Below are 19723 nucleotides of genomic sequence, written 5' to 3'. Positions count from 1 at the left end.
CGCAGATGGCTTTCGCTTCTTACCTATACCAAGACACCATAAGCAATGCATTCCTTATTCTATCTACTACAAGAAGATGGAATGTAAGCTGTTTGGTGAACCGGATTTTACTGCTTTAATGAAGTAATGTCACTGACGTAAAACCAGGACTTGGGGCAGGCCTTGAACCTATTTGGTTTTTTGGCTATGATTTAGTATACTATCCGATTGGACAACGTAATTGTTATCCATCAAATTTAACTCAAGAGGACAGACGCATCCGATGAAAAAATTCAAGTTTCCCAAGTTCAAGATTCAGAAGGCTGAGCCACAGCAGCTCACCGAGCGTTTGCTTTTAATCAATCTATACTTTACTCAAGGTCTGACACTGATTATCGGAGTTGTGTGGATCTTATTGCAAAAACGAAACTTGTTAGATGTACTCGCATGGCCTGACAATTACCAATTTGTATGGTGGGGTCTTGGTCTTGCTGGCATTATGCTTGTTATGGACTTGGTACTGTCGTATGTTATACCTCAGGAAAGCATGGATGACGGTGGAATTAACGAGATGTTGTTCCGTGGACGTCCGATCTGGCACATTGTATGTATAGCAGCCATTGTTGCTGTGTGTGAGGAATTATTATTCCGTGGAGCCATTCAACATGCCATCGGTCCTTACTGGACAAGTATTTTATTTGCAGTTATCCACATTCGTTATTTGCGCCACTGGATTCCAACAGGCTGGGTGTTTGTCTCAAGTTATGGATTGGGTTGGATTTACCTGCAATCCGGCACATTATGGGCGCCTATATTATGTCACTTTATTATTGATTTGGTGTCCGGATTAGCGATACGTTTTCGGAGGGGATCATGAATCAGCCATTAAGTAGAATGAAGACATATGGCAGTCAGCGCCATCGTCAATCGGATAAAAAAGAGACATCCGAGCGAGAGATGGCTTCTCAAGTAAGCATCGTTGCTGAAACAGCAGCAGCTGCTGAGGTTGGCGGAATTACACCAATTACTTCCGTTACTTTACCTAGATCACAGCGCAAGCCTTATACAGAAAAGCTGGAAAGTCCAGTACTTCCTCAAAGGGCACCATCACGCTCCAAAAAAACGCTAAAATCGACAGAAGAATCGATCCCCGAAGCGGGTTCGCTTCCTACACGGACAGAATTACATCCTTCACGTCGTTTAAAATTGAGCAAGAGGTTTGTCAATTCACTCATTTTTATTTTTGTCATGTTAACGATTAGTCTGGTTTGGTGGGGAGTAAAAGGGGCCCCCGCTCTGAATACGTTCCTTCCCTTGCCGTGGTAATGTTATTACTCGCAGGATTAGTCATTTTGATTGGAATTTTGCTACTCTCTCATATGTGGCGTCAAGCCCATGTTCATCAATTGATTGAAGAAGAGGTCGAAGTTCCTCATCTGCCAACATCCTTTGATGGGGCCATGATTTTGTATGTATCCGACACTCATAAGCGCAAGCTAAAGCAGAAGGATCTGGAAAACTTTAAAAACAAGGTGGACTGGGTTCTGATCGGTGGGGATGTTGCGGAAAGAGGAATCTCATGGTCTCTAGTAAGACATAATATGAAACTCTTATCGAACATTGCTCCTTCTTTTACCGTGTATGGCAACCATGACAAGCGGGCTGGTACCGCTCAACTTGCTCGTATTCTTCAGCAATCGGGCGTTCAGCTCTTGCAGGATAATGTGGAATATCTACAAAGGGGCAACGACAAATTAAGCCTGATCGGTATAGATTATCGTTCCAGACAGGGCGATGAATTGTTAGAGCAGATCGGCGACAGTTTTTGCAAAATTGCGATTGTTCATGATCCTTTGCAGGCCCTTCGCTTGGAGCAAAATGCAGATCTTATTTTAAGTGGTCATACACATGGCGGGCAATTGGTATTACCATTTTTTGGACCCGTTTTCCTTAGTAAAGCGTATCGTCCCATATCGAATGGGTGGTACTCCCTGAAGCGCAATCCGGAGGACGTTCATCAAGAAGGTAAAATGCTGGTCAGCAGAGGATACGGTACGAATCATCTTCCTCTCCGACTAGGTTGTCCTGCGGAGATGCATATCATCACATTAAGAGCGCCCGCGGAAAAAGCACTTACAGAGAAACAGCCTTGATCCATTGGATCAAGGCTGTTTAACTTTACACATACGAGAAATAAGGATTTAACGAGCTTCCAATTCGATTGCACGCGGATCGACAAATGCGTAGCCTTTCTTTTCGAGCTTGGTCAGTAACTCATCCAATGCTTCAACCGTCCATGGCAATTCATGCATCAAAATATTACTTCCTGGATTTAACTGGTCCATTACATTTTGAATGACTTTTTCCGGTTTGTCTTTGGTGCTTTTATCCCAATCAAGGGAACCATTAGACCATGTCATATATAACATGCCATTTTTCTTCACAGCAGCTTTCAGTGCATCATTACCCGATCCAAAAGGTGGGCGGAAGAATTGCGGTTCTTCACCAATGGTATCCTTCACTATTTTTTGGACATCTGTAACCTGTTTTGCCGCTTCAGCATTAGACATTTTTTTGAGATCCTCATGATCCCAGGCATGATTGCCTACAATCTGACCTCGTTCGTGGATAAGTTTGAGCAATTCCGGATGACTTTTCACCCGATATCCATTGACGAAAAATATCGCTTTGGCGTTGTGTTTATCAAGAGTGTCGATTAGTGAAGTAATCATTTTTTCTTCTTTGGGTCCATCATCAAACGTTAACAAGACCACTTTGCTTTGGCTTGTATCATCGTTCGGTTTAATATAATAATTTTCATTCATATGATAGGTCTTTTCCACTTTCTCTTCTGTAGAAACCTTCCCCGAAGATTCGGTTTCTTCTTCAGTCACAGTTGTATCATTCGCTGAGAGTTCAGGGGCACTGGTTCCGTATTCTCCTGTTTCAGCGGGGTTAGAATTACTTTGTTCTTCTTGAATCGTGGTGGATTCGCCTGCTGATGTGGAATTTTCTGATGTTTTTTCTTCGGCTACCCCACAGGCTGACAGCAGCAAACTTGCAGCAATAATCAGGGAGGCTGTATGTCTGAACATGATTTCAACTCGCTTTCCTGTATTTATGCGGAATGAGATTGCTCACTACCGCAAACACTAAATATGATTTTAACACTTGAAGGAGGTTGGTGTAATGAAGACGTCATCCTTTTTTTGGGGCATTGTGATTGGTGTTGCAGCCAGTTCATGGCTGTCCAAAGGCAAATTGCCCATGATGTCATCGGGTTCATCACGAAACATGATGGATCAGGCAAAACATAAGATGATGGAGATGACTTTCCCGGGTATGGATGGTTTCACAAGCAAGCAAAATCAACATGGCGAATCACACAAAAATCCAGTGGCAAAGAGCGCAAGAGCAATCACACCGCAGGAAAAAGAAGCGAATATGAGTATGCTCAAAGATTTTATTCGCACTAATCCAGATGTGAAGCATGAAGTTGAGCAAATTTTAAGCCAAACAAACACAACAGTACCGGGTTTATAAACCAAAACCTCCAATTAGAATCATCCACAGTCTTGATTGGCTGTGGAATGATTCTTTTTTTGTCGATTTTACTTCGTGCATTTAGAGGTATAAAATGATAACATAACTACATAGATTTATTTTCAGCACATATTGTTTTGTGCTTCATAATCTGTTATAAGACTTGCTTATAAAGGGGAGATCCTGTATGAAAATAGAACGACTAAGTCACGATAAGATACGGATTTTCCTGACCTTTGACGATCTGAGCGAGCGCGGAATACAAAAAGAAGATATGTGGCAGGAAATACCTAAGGTTCATGAACTGTTCACTGAAATGATGGATCAGGCCTATTCCGAACTTGGATTTGATGCCACGGGTCCACTCGCTGTCGAAGTATTCGCACTTCCCGCTCAAGGGATGGTTGTCATTGTCACACGTGGAAAATATGATCCGCAACAATATGGTTCAGGTCATGAAGATGATCTTCCTGAAGAAGTATATGAAATGGAAGTTACACTCGAGCAAAGCGATTCCATCGTCTATGCGTTCAAGGACTTTGAAGTGCTCATTGAAGCTGCACATATGTTGCGTCAGCATGTTACGGATGCTGGGAGACTTTATTCTTATAAAGACAAGTGGTTCTTGCATTTGGAGCCAGATGAGGTTGATTCCACCAAACATGCGGCATTGATTGCCTTGCTTGCTGAATTTGGTGAAGGCTCCTCAGTGACTCCGGCAGTTATGGAAGAGTATGGTAAAGTTGTTATTCCTGCACAAGCGATTGATGTTATCTGCACCCACTTCAAACGCCAGGATTAATCTCTAGTTGTAATCGCGTCTTTAGTCAGAGGAGGGAATTTCGGTGCTTTTGTTTTCGGTCTTAGCGGCAGCAGTTGCTCCGGGTCTCGCCTTGTTAACATACTTTTACCTGAAAGACCGTTATGATTATGAGCCACTTCATATGGTATTGCGAGTGTTCCTCATGGGAATTCTCATGGTATTGCCAGTGATGATCATTCAGCGTGGAATGATGATGTGGCTCGGAGATAATCCTTATGTTGAGTCCATTCTGATCTCAGGTGGCGTGGAAGAATTCATCAAATGGTTCGTGCTTTATCATATCATCTACAATCACACCGAATTTGATGAACCGTATGACGGGATCTTATATGCAGTTGCTGTCTCGCTTGGATTTGCCACAGTTGAGAATGTGTTGTATGCCTTTGCGGGGAATGCATCCGTCTCAGCTATGTTTCTCCGGGCGTTGCTTCCTGTATCAGGGCACGCTATGTTTGCGGTAATCATGGGTTATTACATGGGCAAGGCCAAGTTTATCGGTGGCAAGAAAAAGCGGTGGTACCTGGTTCTTTCCCTTGTGTTACCTTTTTTCTGGCATGCGTTATACGATGTCATCATGAACACCATGGTGAATTATTGGTTATGGTTTATAGCGCCGCTAATGGCGGGCCTGTGGTATGGGGCAATGGGTAAAATCACACGTGCCAATAACCGTTCTCCTTTTCGTTTTGTGAAGCGGGAGGAAGAGGTTAAATTATAAAAATACGGACACACTGGTGGACATAAAGCGCATATTGCGCCTATGGCTCCGGTGTGTTTTTATTTTTTGTGGAATATACTCCGGGGAATGACCAACAGAAACGGAGATTAACTGTGATGAGAATTAAAATTAAAATCAGATGCAAACAATGTGGTGAACGTTTTACATTACGTGGCAAGAAAGAACGGGGCCGAATTGAGACGGGATTCAAGCAGTGCCTCTGTGATAACAGAGACCAGTTCGAAATTGAAGAAGAGGGCATGGCAACTGGGGTTCAGTTGAATTAAAAGCAGGACCCAAACGGTACTTCAGCAGCCTGCTTGTGTAAGGACTGGAAATCGCATGCATAAGAGGTCTTTCTTCGATCCACAATAGAGGTAGTGGTTTAGAAGAAAGGAGACTCTACCGATGTATAAACGTTTAAGTTCAGTTATGTTTCCGATATTTGCGGTTCTGCTGGTCGGTGCGCTCGTGTGGGGCTATCAGGAGAATCAGGAGAAGAATGCGATTCTGATCAAGGCAGAGAACCAATATCAGCGTGCCTTTCACGATTTATCTTTTCATATGGATAAATTGCATTCGGAGATTGGCAACACCTTGGCGGTTCACTCCACATCACAGGGGATGCACCGCAAAGGTTTGATGAATGTATGGCGACTCACCAGTGAAGCACAGAATGAGATTAACCAGCTGCCACTCACCATGCTGCCATTTAACGAGACAGAGGAATTCCTCTCTCGCATTTCCAACTTTGCCTATCGGGCGTCGATGCGTGACTTGACGAACGAGCCGCTCAGTGAGAAGGAAATGGGCAACTTGAAAAAGCTGTATCAGAATTCATCCGAAATTACCAAGAATCTGCAGGATGTACAGCAGAAAGTGCTGACGGACCGTTTGCGCTGGATGGACGCGGAGACTGCTATGGCAACACAAGAGCAATCCATGGATAACACGATTGTTGACGGTTTTCGTACAGTGAATAAAAAGGTGCAGGAATACCCGGAGCTTGATTGGGGTCCTTCCGTATCCAATATCTATGCCAAACGAACAGTCAAGAAACTGGACGGCATGCCGGTGACCAAAGAACAGATTCAGAGCAAGGCTGCAAAATTCTCTGATGCGGACAGCAGCAAAATTAAGGTGCAGGAAAACGGTAAAGGAACAGACTGGGAATCGTATACTGCGACGGTCGATCATGCCAACAATGGCAAACTGATGATGGATTTCACCCGTAATGGGGGGATGCTTATCTCTTATAGTGATACACGTCCGATTGGAACCAAAAAAGTATCTCGTCAGGATGCCATGGCAAAAGCAGATCAATTTCTAACGAATAAAGGCTACAAAGATATGAAAGCCGTCAATTACGACGAATTTGGTAATTTGGGTAACCTTACTTACGTGCGTAAGCAAGGGGACACCTTGATCTATCCTGAGAAAATGTCAGTTCGTGTAGGACTGGATACAGGAGAAGTAACCGGATTTCAGGCGAGTGACTTTGTCTATGAACATAATGACAAGCGCAAAATTCCGAAAGCAACACTTACGGAGCAACAGGCACGTCAAAAGCTCAACTCAGACTTTGAAGAAAATTATGTACGAAAATCTCTGATTGAGAATGATTACAGCAAAGAAGTATTGTGTTATGAATTCGGAGGGAAAATTAACGGTTCTCGTTACCGGATATACATTAATGCGAATACAGGAATAGAAGAAGCGGTTGAAGAGATCAAACCGGTCAATGCAACCTCATAAAAAGATGGATAATCTCAATTTTAAGTTGAGCGAATAATTGCGGCAGACCACGATGTGGTCTGTTTTTTTCTTGTTCAATGTGAGAAAGGTCATGGTATAATAGTCCTTGTACATACGAAGATAAATACATAAAGTGGCGGTGAACAGCTTGTTTCCTAAAATAAATGAAATTTTATTCATCCAGATTGCTTCTGCAGATGAAAAAGAGGAACACAAAGAGTACAAATCACGCATTGCAGATATGGATGACAGCAGTTTTCTGATTGAGGTCCCAATGCAACAAGGAAGCAGCCGTCTGAAAAGACTTTTTTTCGGAGAGGAACTGTCCATTTCATACATTACGGAAGATGGAGTCAGACATTATTTTAATACCTTTGTCACAGGATTTGAAGAAGATGTGGTTCGTCTTGTTCGTATACGCAAACCGCTTGCGAGCGATATATCCAAAATACAAAGGCGTAGCTTTCTTCGTGTTCATGCAAATCTCGAATTGGCCATCCAGAGTGAAGATCTGACCCGTGCCGTCGGATTGACTGAAGATATTGGTGGCGGTGGATTGTCCATCTACGGCGAATCAGGGTTTCCAATAGCTGAAGGTCAAAAATTGAAATGCTGGTTGCTTGTTCCATACCGGAATTCAATCATAGAACATGTGAATTTTGAAGCTGAAGTCGTGCGGATCAAAACCCTGGAAACCGGCAGACAGCTATGCATGCTGAAATTTGTGCAGATCTCAGATTCGGAGCGCCAGAAAATTATCAAGTTTTGTTTCGAACGGCAACTGGACTATCGCACGAAATAGGAATGTTGTGGCATAAATAGAGGGAACTGCGGGCACTGTAATGTAAAAAACGGAGGAATTGTCTTGAATTATCGTCATGCAACCCGCAGATATGAACGACTTTATTATGTTTTCTCCAGACGAATGGAACGACGGGTTACGATTCTGATTACAGGCCTTTTAATCCTGCTTGTGGTGTATCAATTACTGCTGTTGGTACCAGGCTTCAAAAAGAATTTGACCACTATTGACCGTCTGGAAGGAACGCCAGTTCAATTGCAAATGGTGAATGAGTACGGGCAGCGCTGATTTGTCTGTTTTTGCATCCATGTGTAGAGTGTGGTATAATTTTCACGATGCAGGCAATGCCTGTTTTTTTATTGAGGTTTATCGTTTGAGGAGGAATGCCCCGTTGGCAAGCCAGAACACATCAGAGAACGGGAAAATGAACGTTGCAATTGACGGACCTGCCGGTGCCGGGAAAAGCACGGTGGCCCGATTGGTTGCAGAGGCGCTCGCGTATGTATACGTCGATACAGGCGCAATGTACCGTGCGGTAACCTTGCACATGCTTCGGAAAGATATTGCGCCAGAAGAAGTGACACAGGTACTTCAGGAAGCCCAAAAGCTGGTCATTGATTTACAACCGGATCCCGACGGACAGAAAGTGTTCTGTAATGGGGAAGAAGTAACCTCGGAAATCCGCTCCCGTGAAGTGACGGGAATCGTGTCCCGATATGCGCAAATCGAGGGGCTGCGTACGCAATTAGTGGATACTCAGCGGCAAATGGCTTTGCGCAAGGGCGTCGTTATGGATGGACGCGATATCGGAACGACAGTATTGCCCGATGCGGAAGTGAAAATCTTTATGACTGCCAGTGTGGAAGAGCGTGCGCTTCGCCGCTTCAAAGAACTGGACCCCTCTGAAGGACTGACGTTGCAACAGCTGGAGCGAGACATTGCCACCCGTGACAGATTGGATGAGAATCGGGAAATTTCCCCACTGCGTTGTGCTGAGGATGCTATCGTCCTGGATACAACAAAGATGAACATTCATGAAGTGGTTGACAAAATCGTATCTTATTGCACAATGGTCAGAGGAGAGATCGGTCTATGATTTACACATTTTGCAGCACATTACTGCGGATCATTTACACCATTCTTTTCCGCTTGGAGGCCGTTGGACGGGAGAATATTCCGGAAGAAGGCGGCGTACTTTTATGTTCCAATCATATTAGTAATTTCGATCCTCCAACTGTTGGTATCAAAATTCGCCGTCAGGTGCGTTTCATGGCCAAAAGCGAATTGTTTGAAATTCCGGTACTCGGCCGAATTATCAAAGCCGTGGGCGCTTTCCCCGTTAAACGTGGAGGTGTCAGCAAGGAATCCATCAAAACCTCACTCAATATTTTGCGTGATGGTCAAGTGCTTGGGATCTTCCCCTCGGGAAGCCGTCACAATGATGGAGGTATCGGCAAAAAAGGAGCAGCGAGTTTTGCTCTCCGTAGTGGCGCTACAGTTATTCCTACTGCTATTATCGGTAACTACAAAGTTTTTCGTAAGATGAAAGTTGTATATGGAGCACCAGTAAGTTTGGACGAGTTCAAGGAAGACCCCTCCGGAGAAGCTCTGGAGAAGGCGACTGAAAAGATTATGTCCAAGATTAACGAAATGGTGCAAACGGGCGTGCCAAGCAAGTAATGGCTTCGTCGGTAGCTGAGTGCATGTTTCCATATTTTTGAGGGAGACTAAAGCTTGAGTACTCAGTGATGAAAGTGTTTTGAACTCTGCTACAGGCAGGTTTGAATATAATGGGGTTTTTGAATTGAGGAGGGTATTTGACATGTCGGAAGAAATGAAAAATCAAGAAGCAACCCAAGATGAGTTGGATCAATTCGTTTCCTTGAAAAAAGGAGATACCGTAAAAGGAACCATCGTCAAATTGGAAGATAACCAAGCCTATGTGAGCATTGGATATAAATATGACGGTGTCATTCCAATTCGTGAACTGTCTTCATTACATGTGGACAGCGCGTCTGATGCAGTAGAAGTTGGACAAGAAGTTGAAGCTAAAGTTCTTAGCATCGACGACGAGAAAGAAAAACTCGTTCTGTCCAAACGTGCAATCGACAGCGAAAACGCTTGGGATCAATTGCAAAAGCATTTTGAAGACCAAGACGTATTCGAAGTTGTTGTAGGTGATGTTGTTAAAGGCGGTCTGGTAGCAGACGTGGGCGTGCGTGGATTTATCCCGGCATCCATGGTTGAACGCCATTTCGTTGAAGACTTCAGCGACTATAAAGGACGCACACTGCGTGTTAAAGTGAAAGAGATCGACCGTGAGAACAACAAAGTGATCCTTTCCCAAAAAGACGTATTGGAGCAAGAATTCGAAGCAAACAAAGCAACGGTTATGGCTGGTTTGCAAGAAGGTCAAGTGATCGAAGGTACAGTACAACGTTTGACTCAATTCGGCGCATTTGTTGATGTGGGCGGAGTTGACGGTTTGGTTCACGTATCCGAGCTGGCTTGGACACACGTTGAAAAACCATCCGACGTTCTGTCTGAAGGCGATAAAGTTAGTGTGAAAGTGCTGAAAGTTGACCCTGAAAAAGGCAAAATCAGCCTGAGCATGAAAGCAGTTCAACCAGGTCCTTGGGAAACTGCAAGCGAGAAATTCAATTCCAGCGATATCGTAACAGGTGTTGTAAAACGTCTGGTCGACTTCGGTGCATTTGTTGAAATCGCTCCTGGTGTTGAGGGACTTGTGCATATTTCACAAATCTCCCACAAACACATCGGCACTCCTCATGAAGTGCTGAAAGAAGGACAAGAAGTTCAAGTTAAAATCTTGGACATGAACCCTTCTGAGCAACGTGTAAGCTTGAGCATCAAAGAAACTGAAGAAGCTCCTGCTCAACCACAAAAATCAGAGCGTCCAGCAAGAAACAACGCTCCACGTGAAGAAATCAACAATCCAAACGTTTCCTTGAACAATCAAGGTATGAGCACTACGCTCGGCGAACTGTTTGGTGACAAACTCAGCAAATTCAAATAAGTTAACAATGCATGGTTCTAAGTTATATACTGCATATTTTGCTGAATAATAAAAGCAAGATCGGCGAGCCCCAGGCGGGTTCGCCGATTGTTTTTATTGCAAGTAATTTGGCATGAAACGTTAGCCAAGACTTATCTTTTTTGCTATGATGATTATCGTAAGTATGGACAGGAGGAGTGGACTGTATGGCAAGACCCGTTGTGGCAATTGTCGGACGACCGAACGTGGGTAAATCCACCATTTTCAATCGGATCATCGGCGACAGACTGGCCATTGTGGAAGACAAGCCGGGCATTACCCGTGACCGTATATATGGAATCGGTGAATGGAACGGTAAACCATTTAGTATTATTGATACAGGTGGTATCGAAATTGATGGTGAAGATGTAATCTTAAAATCGATTCGGATGCAAGCAGAGCTCGCTATTGAAGAAGCAGATGTTATTGTATTCATGTGTGATGCAAAAGCAGGTATTACGCAATCGGATGAAGAGGTAGCAGAGATGCTATACCGCTCAGGCAAGCCTATTGTTGTAGCGGTTAACAAAGTGGATAATATCGGACGAAGTGAGCTCATTTATGAGTTTTATGGATTCGGTTTCGGTGATCCCATCGGCGTATCCGGAAGTCACGGTACAGGTGTAGGTGATTTGCTTGATGCTATTGTGGAGAAGTTGCCAGAACTTGAGGAAGAGACTTACGACGAAGATGTCATTCGTGTAGCTCTGATCGGACGTCCTAATGTGGGTAAATCTTCACTGGTGAACGCTATTCTGGGGGAAGAGCGTGTCATTGTAAGTGATGTGGCTGGAACGACCCGGGATGCGATTGATACACCTTTTGAAAAAGACGGCCAACGTTACGTGCTGATTGATACAGCAGGTATGCGTAAGCGTGGTAAAGTATATGAAACAACTGAGAAATACAGTGTAATGCGTGCTATGCGTGCGATTGAGCGTGCAGATGTCGTTCTGATTGTCATTAATGGTGAAGAAGGCATTATTGAGCAGGACAAGCATATTGCTGGATATGCATTTGAAGCGGGCAAAGCGTCTTTGTTTGTCGTGAACAAATGGGATGTAGTCGAGAAGCATGACAAAACGATGAAAGAGTTTGAGACGAAAATTCGGGATCACTTCCTGTTTATGACGTATGCTCCAGTCGTATTTTTGTCAGCCCTGACAAAACAACGTTTACAAAAATTATTGCCGGTTGTAAAACATGTGGCGGAACAACACTCGTTGCGTGTTCAGACGCATCTGCTTAACGATGTCGTATCGGATGCGGTAGCTATTAACCCTCCGCCAACAGATAAAGGACGGAGAATGAGAATCAACTATGTGACTCAGGTTGCTGTTAAGCCACCGACCATGGTTGTTTTTGTGAACGATCCGGAATTGATGCACTTCTCATACGAGCGCTATCTGGAGAACAAGATCCGTGCAGCGTTTAACTTTGAAGGTACACCAATCCGTATATTTACTCGGAGGAAGTCCGACGAAGGTTAGGGGAGAAGTGTGTGATTTTACCAATCGCAGCGATTGTGCTGAGTTATCTGCTCGGTTCGATCAGCTTTAGTGTCCTCCTTGCAAAAGCGATACGGGGGATCGATATTCGTCAGCACGGAAGCGGAAACGCAGGAGCTACCAATACGTTGCGTATATTGGGTAAAGGACCGGCTATTGCTGTTCTGTTACTTGATGTACTTAAGGGTGTTGCAGCTGTATGGATTGGAATCTGGCTCGGCAACGGTTCTGCCTGGATTCCTGCACTCAGTGGTATAGCAGCCATCGCAGGACATAACTGGCCTCTTTACTTCCATTTTCGTGGAGGAAAAGGGATTGCCACGGCCATTGGTGTTCTGGTGAGTCTTGCTTTCCTACCTGCGTTATGTGCTGGGGTGATCGCTATTCTGTCTATTGTATTGACCCGGTATGTTTCATTGGGGTCTCTGATTTTTGTAGCATTTACACCCATCTTTATTCTGGTATTACCCGGATATTCAATGAATATCTTCTGGGGGAGTCTGATTATTTGTCTGTTTGCGTTCTGGAGACATCGTACCAATATTGCGAAGCTCGCCAAAGGACAGGAAAATAAATTGGGATCGAAAAACCCTGGAGGGGGTAAACGTGTTGTCTAAAAAAGTTGCTGTTCTGGTTGCTGGGAGCTGGGGAACAGCTCTGGCCAGTGTACTTGCCGCCAATCAGTTGGACGTGATGATGTGGACACGTGGTGAAGACCAGGCTAACGAAATCAATAGCAAGCACACCAATGCTCGCTATCTACCGGATGCGGAGCTTTCACCACGAATTCAGGCAACAAGTGATATGGAAGCAGCGGTGGAAGGCGCTATAGCTGTGTTAATTGTTGCGCCTTCTTCAGCCATGCGTGCAGTTACGAACCAGCTTAAGGCTTATTATAAGCCTGAGATGTTAGTCATTCATGCAACCAAAGGTTTTGAGACAGAAAGCCTCAAACGGATGTCTACAGTCATTTCAGAAGAACTTGAATGTGAAGAAGGCCGTGTTGTAGTTCTTTCTGGCCCAAGCCATGCGGAAGAAGTGGTGAAGCGTTGTCCGACTACTGTGGTTGTAGCTTCATTGGATAAGTCATCTGCCGAGGCTGCTCAAGCTTTGTTTATGAATGCCTATTTCCGGGTTTACACGAATCGGGATATGCTCGGTGTTGAGCTGGCAGGTGCATTCAAAAACATTATTGCTCTTGGTGCAGGTATGTCCGATGGTCTTCAGTTCGGTGATAATGCCAAAGCCGCTTTGCTAACACGTGGTCTGGCAGAGATCACACGTATTGGAGTAGAGATGGGAGCGAATCCGCTAACGTTTTCGGGACTTGCCGGAATCGGAGATCTGGTTGTAACGGCTACAAGTCAGCATAGCCGGAACTGGAGAGCAGGTTCGATGTTGGGCCAGGGACAGAAGCTGGATGATGTTCTGAAGTCCATGGGCATGGTGGTAGAAGGCATTCGAACTACCCAAGCTGCCTATTTCATCTCGCAAAAATACGGTGTGCAAATGCCGATTGCGGATCAGCTGTATCACGTTTTATTCCAGGAGAGACAGCCGCGTGATGCAGTTGAAGCCTTGATGGGACGTGACCCGAAGACTGAAATGGAAGTCATGAAGCTTGAAACCTGGGAGCAGTGGCATTCCTGATTGTAATCCGCCTAAACCTATTTGTGAAATGAGAAGCTTATTCACCTTTTCTGTTCCGGACTCATACTATACACATGAGTATTGCCGGAGGAGGGGAGACGAATGGGTAACAACATTTCCAAAGATGCGCTGAATGCAATCAACAAGAAAACGGGTAAAACGATTACAGAAGGTGCCGTCAAGAAATTGGCAAGCACGGTGAAACCAACGACGATTCAAAATGAAGCTCAGTTGCGCCAATTGATCAAACAAGTATCCGCCATGGCGAAAGTTCCGGTATCTGAGGATACGGTTAAGGATATTGTGAGTGCGGTCAAGAAAAGCGGATTGAATCCGAGCAGTATGGAATCGTTAATGAAAATGATGATGAAAAAATAATAGATCACGCCTGCTTGTGCAGGTGATCCAGTAAGACAAAAAGACGAGTCGGCTCCTGTCGGCTTGCTTTTTTGTCTTTTTTTTGGAAAGTTGCGCTGAATTTCGTGTTATAATGGTTGCAATTGTCACAGTGTCAGTGATGAATATCGGACTGAAGGGGAGATTGCTGGATTATGAGCGCAATGGACAAGATGTGGCTGTCATTGGTCGCCATCCTCATTATGGGACTATCTGTATTCCTGATTACGTTTGCTCGTGCCAAAACAAAAGGTATTGTAAGAGGGATTCTTTCTTTCATTGCATTTTTGATTATGCTGATTGGCTTTTTCGGTGGAATCGCTTCTCTGACCTGACTTCCTATGCCTGAAGGTTAACATCCGCATAAGCACATCATAAGAACTGACACAATGAACACGGATGAGGGGAGTGTGAGCCTATGGGGCCGCATGATACGGAGGGTCGGACAGAGCGTTATCCGGAATTACACGCGGCTTTGCTGGAAACGGCCAAAGCCTGGAACACACAGCCACAGACATGGTTGCTTGGAGGAAGCTGTGGGTTGCTGCTTCAGGGGGTAGAGTTGCAACAGGCTCCCAGAGATATTGATATTTATGCGGATGTTGCTGCTGCTAAGGAACTTCACCGTAGTGCTCCAGGGGAAATGCTTGACGAGCCTACAGTGGATAAAACAGGACCTTATGCTTCTCTGCTAAGCCACTATCAGGTTGGTGAATGTGCGCTGGAACTGGTTGGTGGCTTCGAAATATGGGCTCGCAAAAGTTGGTACCGCATCGATATTGAACATGTACTTGCTCCGCATGCACCAGTAGCACAAGTGGGTTCATATCCCCTGCGACTGATGCCGCTTGCGCATGAGCTGTTGTTTAATATGCTGCGAGGTCGAGAAGATCGTTATGTACCCATTGCATCACAGATGCGTCAGCAACCACATGCCCATCAGCCTATAATGATGCTTTTAAGTCAACAGAATGTATGGACAAGCCGCTTCAGAGCCGAAGTGGAAGAACTTGTTGGCTTTGCCTGGTCACAGTAGGGAGGAACATAATGGACTACAAAGTTACTTTTTTACCCATGAACAAATCAATCGTGCTTAAACCAGGGGCGACACTTCTGCATGTAGCACGACGAGCCGGAGTGAAGATTACGACCCGATGTGATGGTAAAGCTGCTTGCTTGATGTGCAAGGTGAACGTAGACGAAGAATATCGGGCGGAACTGTATCCGCCAACGGATGCAGAAAAGCGCAAGTTGGGTTCATTGTTGGAAGCAGGTACAAGACTGTCCTGTCAGGCCAAGGTGTGTGGTTCTCTATCGGTTCATGTTCCGGAGGACCCGCTGAAGGCAGCCATACGGAAACAACTGGAACGTCAGCAACAGGAAGACGACTGGTTCTGAGATAAGCGTTATTCTAGGAGGACACGAATGATTAGGAACAAGCCAAAAGGTGTTGAAGGAAGCGGACGGCACCGTCTGATGCATCAGATGAGCGGTCTGCTGTTATTCCTGTTGTTTGCTTTTACAGCAAGTGGTTGTATGTATCCATCGCAGAGCAATTCGGACCCTAAAATAGCCTATCGGGAAAGCGTGAGCCGTATCCAGAGTGCGGTAGAGGCATTCCAGCAAGATGAGGGGATTTTACCCATCCTCAATGCAGATATGGAAACGCCAAAATATGAAAAATTTAGAGTGGATCTGCCCAAATTGAAGCAACTGGGGTATCTGGATGAAATACCGGGAACCGCTTTTGAAAGCGGTGGTAGCGCTTACTTCCTTATCCAGGATGAAGAAGTGAATCCCACCGTTAAAGTGATGGACCTCCTGACTGTTCAGAAAGTCAACGATGTGCAGCGAATGGTTAGTCAATATAAATCCGTACATAACAATAAGCTGCCAAGCGGGGAAGAATTGTATCCGGGGTTATATGCTGTGGATATGGATCAGGCTGCACAGGCAGGGACTCCTTCCATTACATTGAATAGTGTGTATTCGGGTCAGGCATTACCTTTTATGATGGATGACGAAGGCAAGGTCTATGTAGATTATGCTTTTGACATTATGCAGGCAGTGGAAAAGTCTGATGTGTCTCCAGCAGAGACGGATGATGTTCGGGATCTTCTGTTGGAACACTCCTACTTCGTACCTGTAAAATCTGTTTTATACACTTGGCAAAATAATGCACCAGTGGCACAGCCAACAAAATAAGTCTGGTTGCCATTCATATGATCTAACTGTATGCCTCACATGCCTCTAAGGGTTCAAAAAGAGATATTCCAAATCAGGGATATCTCTTTTTTCTTTTGTCCGTATGAGCAATAACCGTCATAATAACTTCATGGATCACATAAAGTAGATTGAAATAAAGACGCGCAGTCCGAGATCGGGGGATTCTCCTAATGTCATCACCATAAGATAAAAAAACAAAAATACGCGTCATATTGCCGCATACGGATACATAAGATGATACTAGTCCAATTGCATGTACGAGTTAACGCCGCTCTCGCCGGTTTCATCAGAATGCAACGTTCGGCGGCGGACGACTTCCGGGCACTCACAAAGGCGGCTCTACCGTTGCAGGGATTTCAGTCTTCTGATTGAAAAAACGAAGCGGATGCTCTTTAGCATTTTTCCTTCGGAGTAATTTAGGGAGGGGATTTCATTGGAGAAAGTGGACATTTTTAAGGACATAGCTGAGCGGACCGGAGGGGATATTTATCTCGGGGTTGTCGGCGCAGTCCGGACGGGAAAATCAACATTTATTAAACGATTCATGGAAACGATCGTATTGCCCAACATCGCAAGCGAGGCCGATCGTGCCCGTGCAGTGGATGAACTTCCACAAAGTGCAGCAGGCAAAACCATCATGACAACCGAACCAAAATTTGTACCGAATAACGCAGTTCAGATCAAGGTGGCCGAAGGGCTTGATGTCAATGTACGCCTTGTGGATTGTGTGGGTTACGCGGTGGAAGGAGCCAAGGGGTACGAGGATGAAAATGGTCCGCGCATGATCTCCACGCCTTGGTTCGAAGAGCCAATTCCGTTCCAGGAAGCCGCCGAGATTGGGACTCGCAAAGTCATTCAGGAGCATTCCACACTGGGTGTTGTGGTCACAACAGACGGCACAATTGCCGAAATTGCCCGCAGTTCCTATGTGGAATCCGAAGAACGGGTTATTGCGGAATTGAAAGAAGTCGGTAAACCGTTTGTCTTGGTCATCAACTCCACTCGCCCACGCAGTGAAGAAGCCCTGCAATTGCGTAGTGAACTTGCTGCCAAATACGACATTCCGGTGATGACACTCAGTGCAGCCACAATGACTGAAGATGATGTGACGGGTGTACTTCGTGAAGTGCTCTATGAGTTCCCTGTGCATGAAGTGAATGTAAACCTGCCGAGCTGGGTTATGGTGCTGAACGAGACTCACTGGCTGCGAAGCAACTACGAAAATTCTGTACGGGATACCGTGAAGGATATTCGCAGACTTCGTGATGTGGATCGGGTTGTCGCTCAGTTCATGGAATATGAATTCATTGATCGCGCAGGCCTGAGTGGTATGAACATGGGGCAGGGTGTAGCTGAAATTGACCTGTATGCGCCGGATGAGCTGTATGATCAGATTCTCGTAGAAGTGGTTGGCATCGAGATTCGCGGCAAGGATCATCTGCTGCAATTGATGCAGGAGTTCTCACATGCGAAGAGAGAATACGATCGCTTCGCAGAAGCGCTGGAAATGGTCAAAACGACCGGATATGGCATTGCTGCTCCATCTCTCGCCGAGATGGCTCTGGATGAACCTGAGCTCATTCGTCAGGGCACCAAATTTGGCGTACGTCTGAAAGCTACGGCACCGTCCATTCATATGATCCGGGTCGATGTGGAATCGGAGTTCGCTCCAATTATCGGTACGGAGAAGCAAAGTGAGGAACTGGTGAGATACCTGATGCAGGACTTCGAGAACGATCCGATCAAGGTATGGGATTCAGATATGTTCGGCCGTTCGCTGCACTCTATCGTGCGAGAAGGGATTCAGGGCAAGATTGCCATGATGCCGGATAATGCAAGATATAAACTGCAAGAGACGCTGGGAAGAATCATTAACGAAGGTTCAGGTGGCTTGATCGCTATCATTTTGTAAGACATCAAAAGACCGTAAGGGGAAATCCCCTCGCGGTCTTTTTTATGTGATTTCTTTATTTTGGATGAAATGGATGGGAAGAATAGTGCTTTCAAAAAAAACTTAGCGATTTTTAGCTTTAAATTGCTAAAACCCATTTACATACTAGGGATTAGCCGTTATATTAATATTCAACTATTGTGATCGAGATCACAGAGAGTGGACAGGGGGAGACAGAGATGAAAAGAAAAGAGATAAAATGGGTATGGTTGAGTGTGTTATTGGTATTTACATTGGCACTGTCCGCTTGCGGAATTAAAAAAGAACCGGCAGCAACTCCAGCTTCAGGTGCATCAGCTGATACGCCGAAAACGGAAGCAGTTACAGGCCCTCTAAGCGGTAAAAGAATTGCACTTATTATGGAATTTAATACAGGTACCTTCTCGCAGCAATATGTACAAGGAGTCAAACAAGAAATCGAAAAATTCGGTGGCGAACTGACGACGTTTGTTGCCGATAATGACAAAGCAAAGATGGTATCTTTGCTTGATAGCGCAATTAATCAGAAATTCGATGCCATTCTTACGGATCACGGTGATTCCCTATTAGAACCAGGCGTGAAGAAGGCAGTAGAACAGAACATTCCCGTGGTTGTATTCGACGCAGCCATTACTGTACCGGGAGCTACAGTCCTGTCACAGGATGACCAGAAGATGGCTGAGCTCACACTGGAGCAAATGAAAAAAGATATCAATGGACAAGGAAATATTGTCAAAGTATGGGTAGCTGGTTTCGCACCGATGGAACGTCGTCAGATTGCATACGGTGAATTCATGAAAGCAAATCCGGACATCAAGGAAATAGCTACATTTGGTTCCGCACAGAATCCTGCGCTGGATACTCAAGCCAAAATGGAAGCTATTCTCAAGCAATATCCAAAAGGTGAGATTACAGCTGTATGGACTGCATGGGATGAATTCGCCAAAGGTGCAGCGCGTGCAATTCAACAAGCTGGACGTGACGAGATTAAAGTGTATGGTATCGATATGAGTGACGAGGATCTGCAAATGATTCAGGACCCGAAAAATCCTTGGGTTGCTTCTGCTGCTGTTGATCCAACGGATATTGGTCGCGTCCAAGTCCGTTATGCTTATCAGAAACTGAACGGGGACGAGACAGAAGATTCAGTTGTGCTTAACCCGGTCTATGTTCAACGTGAAGCTCTGCCAGATCAACAAATCTCCACTTCGGAGCTGTCAGAGTTCGTTGAAGGATGGGGTGGAAGCACACAAGGAATCAAGGACTGGATGAGCGAATACGGTATTACTGCTAAATAAGCAGCGTATAGGAAGCGCGCCGCAAGGCGCGCTTTTTTCA

24 protein-coding genes are annotated in these 19723 nt (G+C 45.1%); 23 read left to right on the top strand and 1 reads right to left on the bottom strand.

Translation table 11 applies throughout. The features are described from left to right. The first annotated feature begins 262 nt into the window (after nucleotides 1–262). The 3 genes from MKX40_RS19575 to MKX40_RS19565 are packed head-to-tail and all read left to right on the top strand — an operon-like array spanning nucleotide 263 to nucleotide 2132. Entirely contained in the window at nucleotides 263–856 is a 594-nt protein-coding gene (locus tag MKX40_RS19575) for a type II CAAX endopeptidase family protein (protein ID WP_339235264.1), read from the top strand. Continuing rightward, nucleotides 853–1305: a hypothetical protein gene (locus tag MKX40_RS19570; protein ID WP_339235262.1), complete on the top strand. Its 453-nt coding sequence runs from the start codon at nucleotides 853–855 to the stop codon at nucleotides 1303–1305. The genes MKX40_RS19575 and MKX40_RS19570 overlap by 4 nt, the downstream gene beginning before the upstream one ends. Nucleotides 1306–1331: 26 nt before the next feature. After that, nucleotides 1332–2132: a metallophosphoesterase gene (locus MKX40_RS19565; RefSeq protein ID WP_339235260.1), complete on the top strand. Its 801-nt coding sequence runs from the start codon at nucleotides 1332–1334 to the stop codon at nucleotides 2130–2132. A gap of 48 nt (nucleotides 2133–2180) precedes the next feature. On the opposite strand, the gene MKX40_RS19560 is transcribed toward MKX40_RS19565, so the two are convergent. Next, nucleotides 2181–3074 carry a polysaccharide deacetylase family protein gene (locus tag MKX40_RS19560; protein ID WP_339235259.1) on the bottom strand — a complete coding sequence of 298 codons (894 nt, stop codon included), beginning with the start codon at nucleotides 3072–3074 and terminating at the stop codon, nucleotides 2181–2183. Nucleotides 3075–3168: 94 nt separating this feature from the next. On the opposite strand from MKX40_RS19560, the gene MKX40_RS19555 reads away from it, so the two are divergent. The 20 genes from MKX40_RS19555 (at nucleotide 3169) to MKX40_RS19460 (ending at nucleotide 19683) form a co-directional block, all read left to right on the top strand. After that, nucleotides 3169–3522 carry a hypothetical protein gene (locus tag MKX40_RS19555; RefSeq protein ID WP_339235257.1) on the top strand — a complete coding sequence of 118 codons (354 nt, stop codon included), beginning with the start codon at nucleotides 3169–3171 and terminating at the stop codon, nucleotides 3520–3522. Nucleotides 3523–3709: 187 nt separating this feature from the next. Beyond that, complete coding sequence (locus MKX40_RS19550; RefSeq protein ID WP_076209900.1) at nucleotides 3710–4324, top strand: genetic competence negative regulator; 615 nt, start codon at nucleotides 3710–3712, stop codon at nucleotides 4322–4324. Between the two features lie 43 nt (nucleotides 4325–4367). Continuing rightward, nucleotides 4368–5063 (top strand): glutamic-type intramembrane protease PrsW, encoded by a 696-nt coding sequence (prsW, locus tag MKX40_RS19545; protein WP_339235254.1) that lies wholly within the window; start codon nucleotides 4368–4370, stop codon nucleotides 5061–5063. Between the two features lie 116 nt (nucleotides 5064–5179). Further along, nucleotides 5180–5350, top strand: a complete 171-nt coding sequence (locus tag MKX40_RS19540; protein WP_167350887.1) for a hypothetical protein — start codon at nucleotides 5180–5182, stop codon at nucleotides 5348–5350. Between the two features lie 121 nt (nucleotides 5351–5471). Further along, nucleotides 5472–6818 (top strand): germination protein YpeB, encoded by a 1347-nt coding sequence (gene ypeB, locus MKX40_RS19535; protein ID WP_339235252.1) that lies wholly within the window; start codon nucleotides 5472–5474, stop codon nucleotides 6816–6818. 148 nt (nucleotides 6819–6966) lie between these two features. After that, on the top strand, nucleotides 6967–7620 hold the full coding sequence (locus MKX40_RS19530) for a flagellar brake domain-containing protein (protein WP_339235250.1): 654 nt from the start codon (nucleotides 6967–6969) through the stop codon (nucleotides 7618–7620). 63 nt (nucleotides 7621–7683) lie between these two features. After that, the gene (locus tag MKX40_RS19525) at nucleotides 7684–7908 is read left to right on the top strand and encodes a hypothetical protein (RefSeq protein WP_339235248.1); all 225 of its coding nucleotides are present in this window, start codon (nucleotides 7684–7686) and stop codon (nucleotides 7906–7908) included. 103 nt (nucleotides 7909–8011) lie between these two features. Continuing rightward, nucleotides 8012–8716: a (d)CMP kinase gene (gene cmk, locus MKX40_RS19520; RefSeq protein WP_339235246.1), complete on the top strand. Its 705-nt coding sequence runs from the start codon at nucleotides 8012–8014 to the stop codon at nucleotides 8714–8716. Beyond that, nucleotides 8713–9300, top strand: coding sequence for a lysophospholipid acyltransferase family protein (locus tag MKX40_RS19515; RefSeq protein ID WP_339235244.1), 588 nt, complete (start codon nucleotides 8713–8715; stop codon nucleotides 9298–9300). The genes cmk and MKX40_RS19515 overlap by 4 nt, the downstream gene beginning before the upstream one ends. A 142-nt stretch (nucleotides 9301–9442) precedes the next feature. Continuing rightward, nucleotides 9443–10657, top strand: a complete 1215-nt coding sequence (gene rpsA / locus MKX40_RS19510) for a 30S ribosomal protein S1 (protein WP_062835205.1) — start codon at nucleotides 9443–9445, stop codon at nucleotides 10655–10657. 185 nt (nucleotides 10658–10842) lie between these two features. After that, nucleotides 10843–12165 (top strand): ribosome biogenesis GTPase Der, encoded by a 1323-nt coding sequence (gene der / locus MKX40_RS19505; protein WP_253438644.1) that lies wholly within the window; start codon nucleotides 10843–10845, stop codon nucleotides 12163–12165. Nucleotides 12166–12176: 11 nt separating this feature from the next. Then, nucleotides 12177–12800 (top strand): glycerol-3-phosphate 1-O-acyltransferase PlsY, encoded by a 624-nt coding sequence (gene plsY / locus MKX40_RS19500; RefSeq protein WP_339235242.1) that lies wholly within the window; start codon nucleotides 12177–12179, stop codon nucleotides 12798–12800. Next, nucleotides 12793–13833, top strand: a complete 1041-nt coding sequence (locus tag MKX40_RS19495) for an NAD(P)H-dependent glycerol-3-phosphate dehydrogenase (RefSeq protein ID WP_339235240.1) — start codon at nucleotides 12793–12795, stop codon at nucleotides 13831–13833. The genes plsY and MKX40_RS19495 overlap by 8 nt, the downstream gene beginning before the upstream one ends. Nucleotides 13834–13935: 102 nt before the next feature. Beyond that, entirely contained in the window at nucleotides 13936–14211 is a 276-nt protein-coding gene (locus tag MKX40_RS19490; protein ID WP_017687687.1) for a stage VI sporulation protein F, read from the top strand. A gap of 173 nt (nucleotides 14212–14384) precedes the next feature. Beyond that, nucleotides 14385–14564, top strand: a complete 180-nt coding sequence (locus tag MKX40_RS19485) for a DUF2768 family protein (RefSeq protein WP_278294380.1) — start codon at nucleotides 14385–14387, stop codon at nucleotides 14562–14564. 83 nt (nucleotides 14565–14647) lie between these two features. After that, entirely contained in the window at nucleotides 14648–15265 is a 618-nt protein-coding gene (locus MKX40_RS19480; protein WP_339235238.1) for a hypothetical protein, read from the top strand. Between the two features lie 11 nt (nucleotides 15266–15276). Next, nucleotides 15277–15627 carry a 2Fe-2S iron-sulfur cluster-binding protein gene (locus tag MKX40_RS19475; protein WP_339235236.1) on the top strand — a complete coding sequence of 117 codons (351 nt, stop codon included), beginning with the start codon at nucleotides 15277–15279 and terminating at the stop codon, nucleotides 15625–15627. Between the two features lie 27 nt (nucleotides 15628–15654). Beyond that, nucleotides 15655–16434, top strand: coding sequence for a hypothetical protein (locus MKX40_RS19470; protein ID WP_339235234.1), 780 nt, complete (start codon nucleotides 15655–15657; stop codon nucleotides 16432–16434). 454 nt (nucleotides 16435–16888) lie between these two features. Continuing rightward, nucleotides 16889–18367 carry a stage IV sporulation protein A gene (spoIVA, locus tag MKX40_RS19465; RefSeq protein WP_017687692.1) on the top strand — a complete coding sequence of 493 codons (1479 nt, stop codon included), beginning with the start codon at nucleotides 16889–16891 and terminating at the stop codon, nucleotides 18365–18367. 218 nt (nucleotides 18368–18585) lie between these two features. Further along, on the top strand, nucleotides 18586–19683 hold the full coding sequence (locus tag MKX40_RS19460; protein ID WP_339235231.1) for a sugar ABC transporter substrate-binding protein: 1098 nt from the start codon (nucleotides 18586–18588) through the stop codon (nucleotides 19681–19683). Nucleotides 19684–19723 lie beyond the last annotated feature (40 nt).

The sequence above is a fragment of the Paenibacillus sp. FSL R5-0517 genome, assembly GCF_037974355.1.
Taxonomy (GTDB): Bacteria; Bacillota; Bacilli; order Paenibacillales; family Paenibacillaceae; genus Paenibacillus.
The sequence above is the reverse complement of the archived record's forward strand: the minus strand, read 5'-3'. Positions and strand labels throughout refer to the sequence as shown.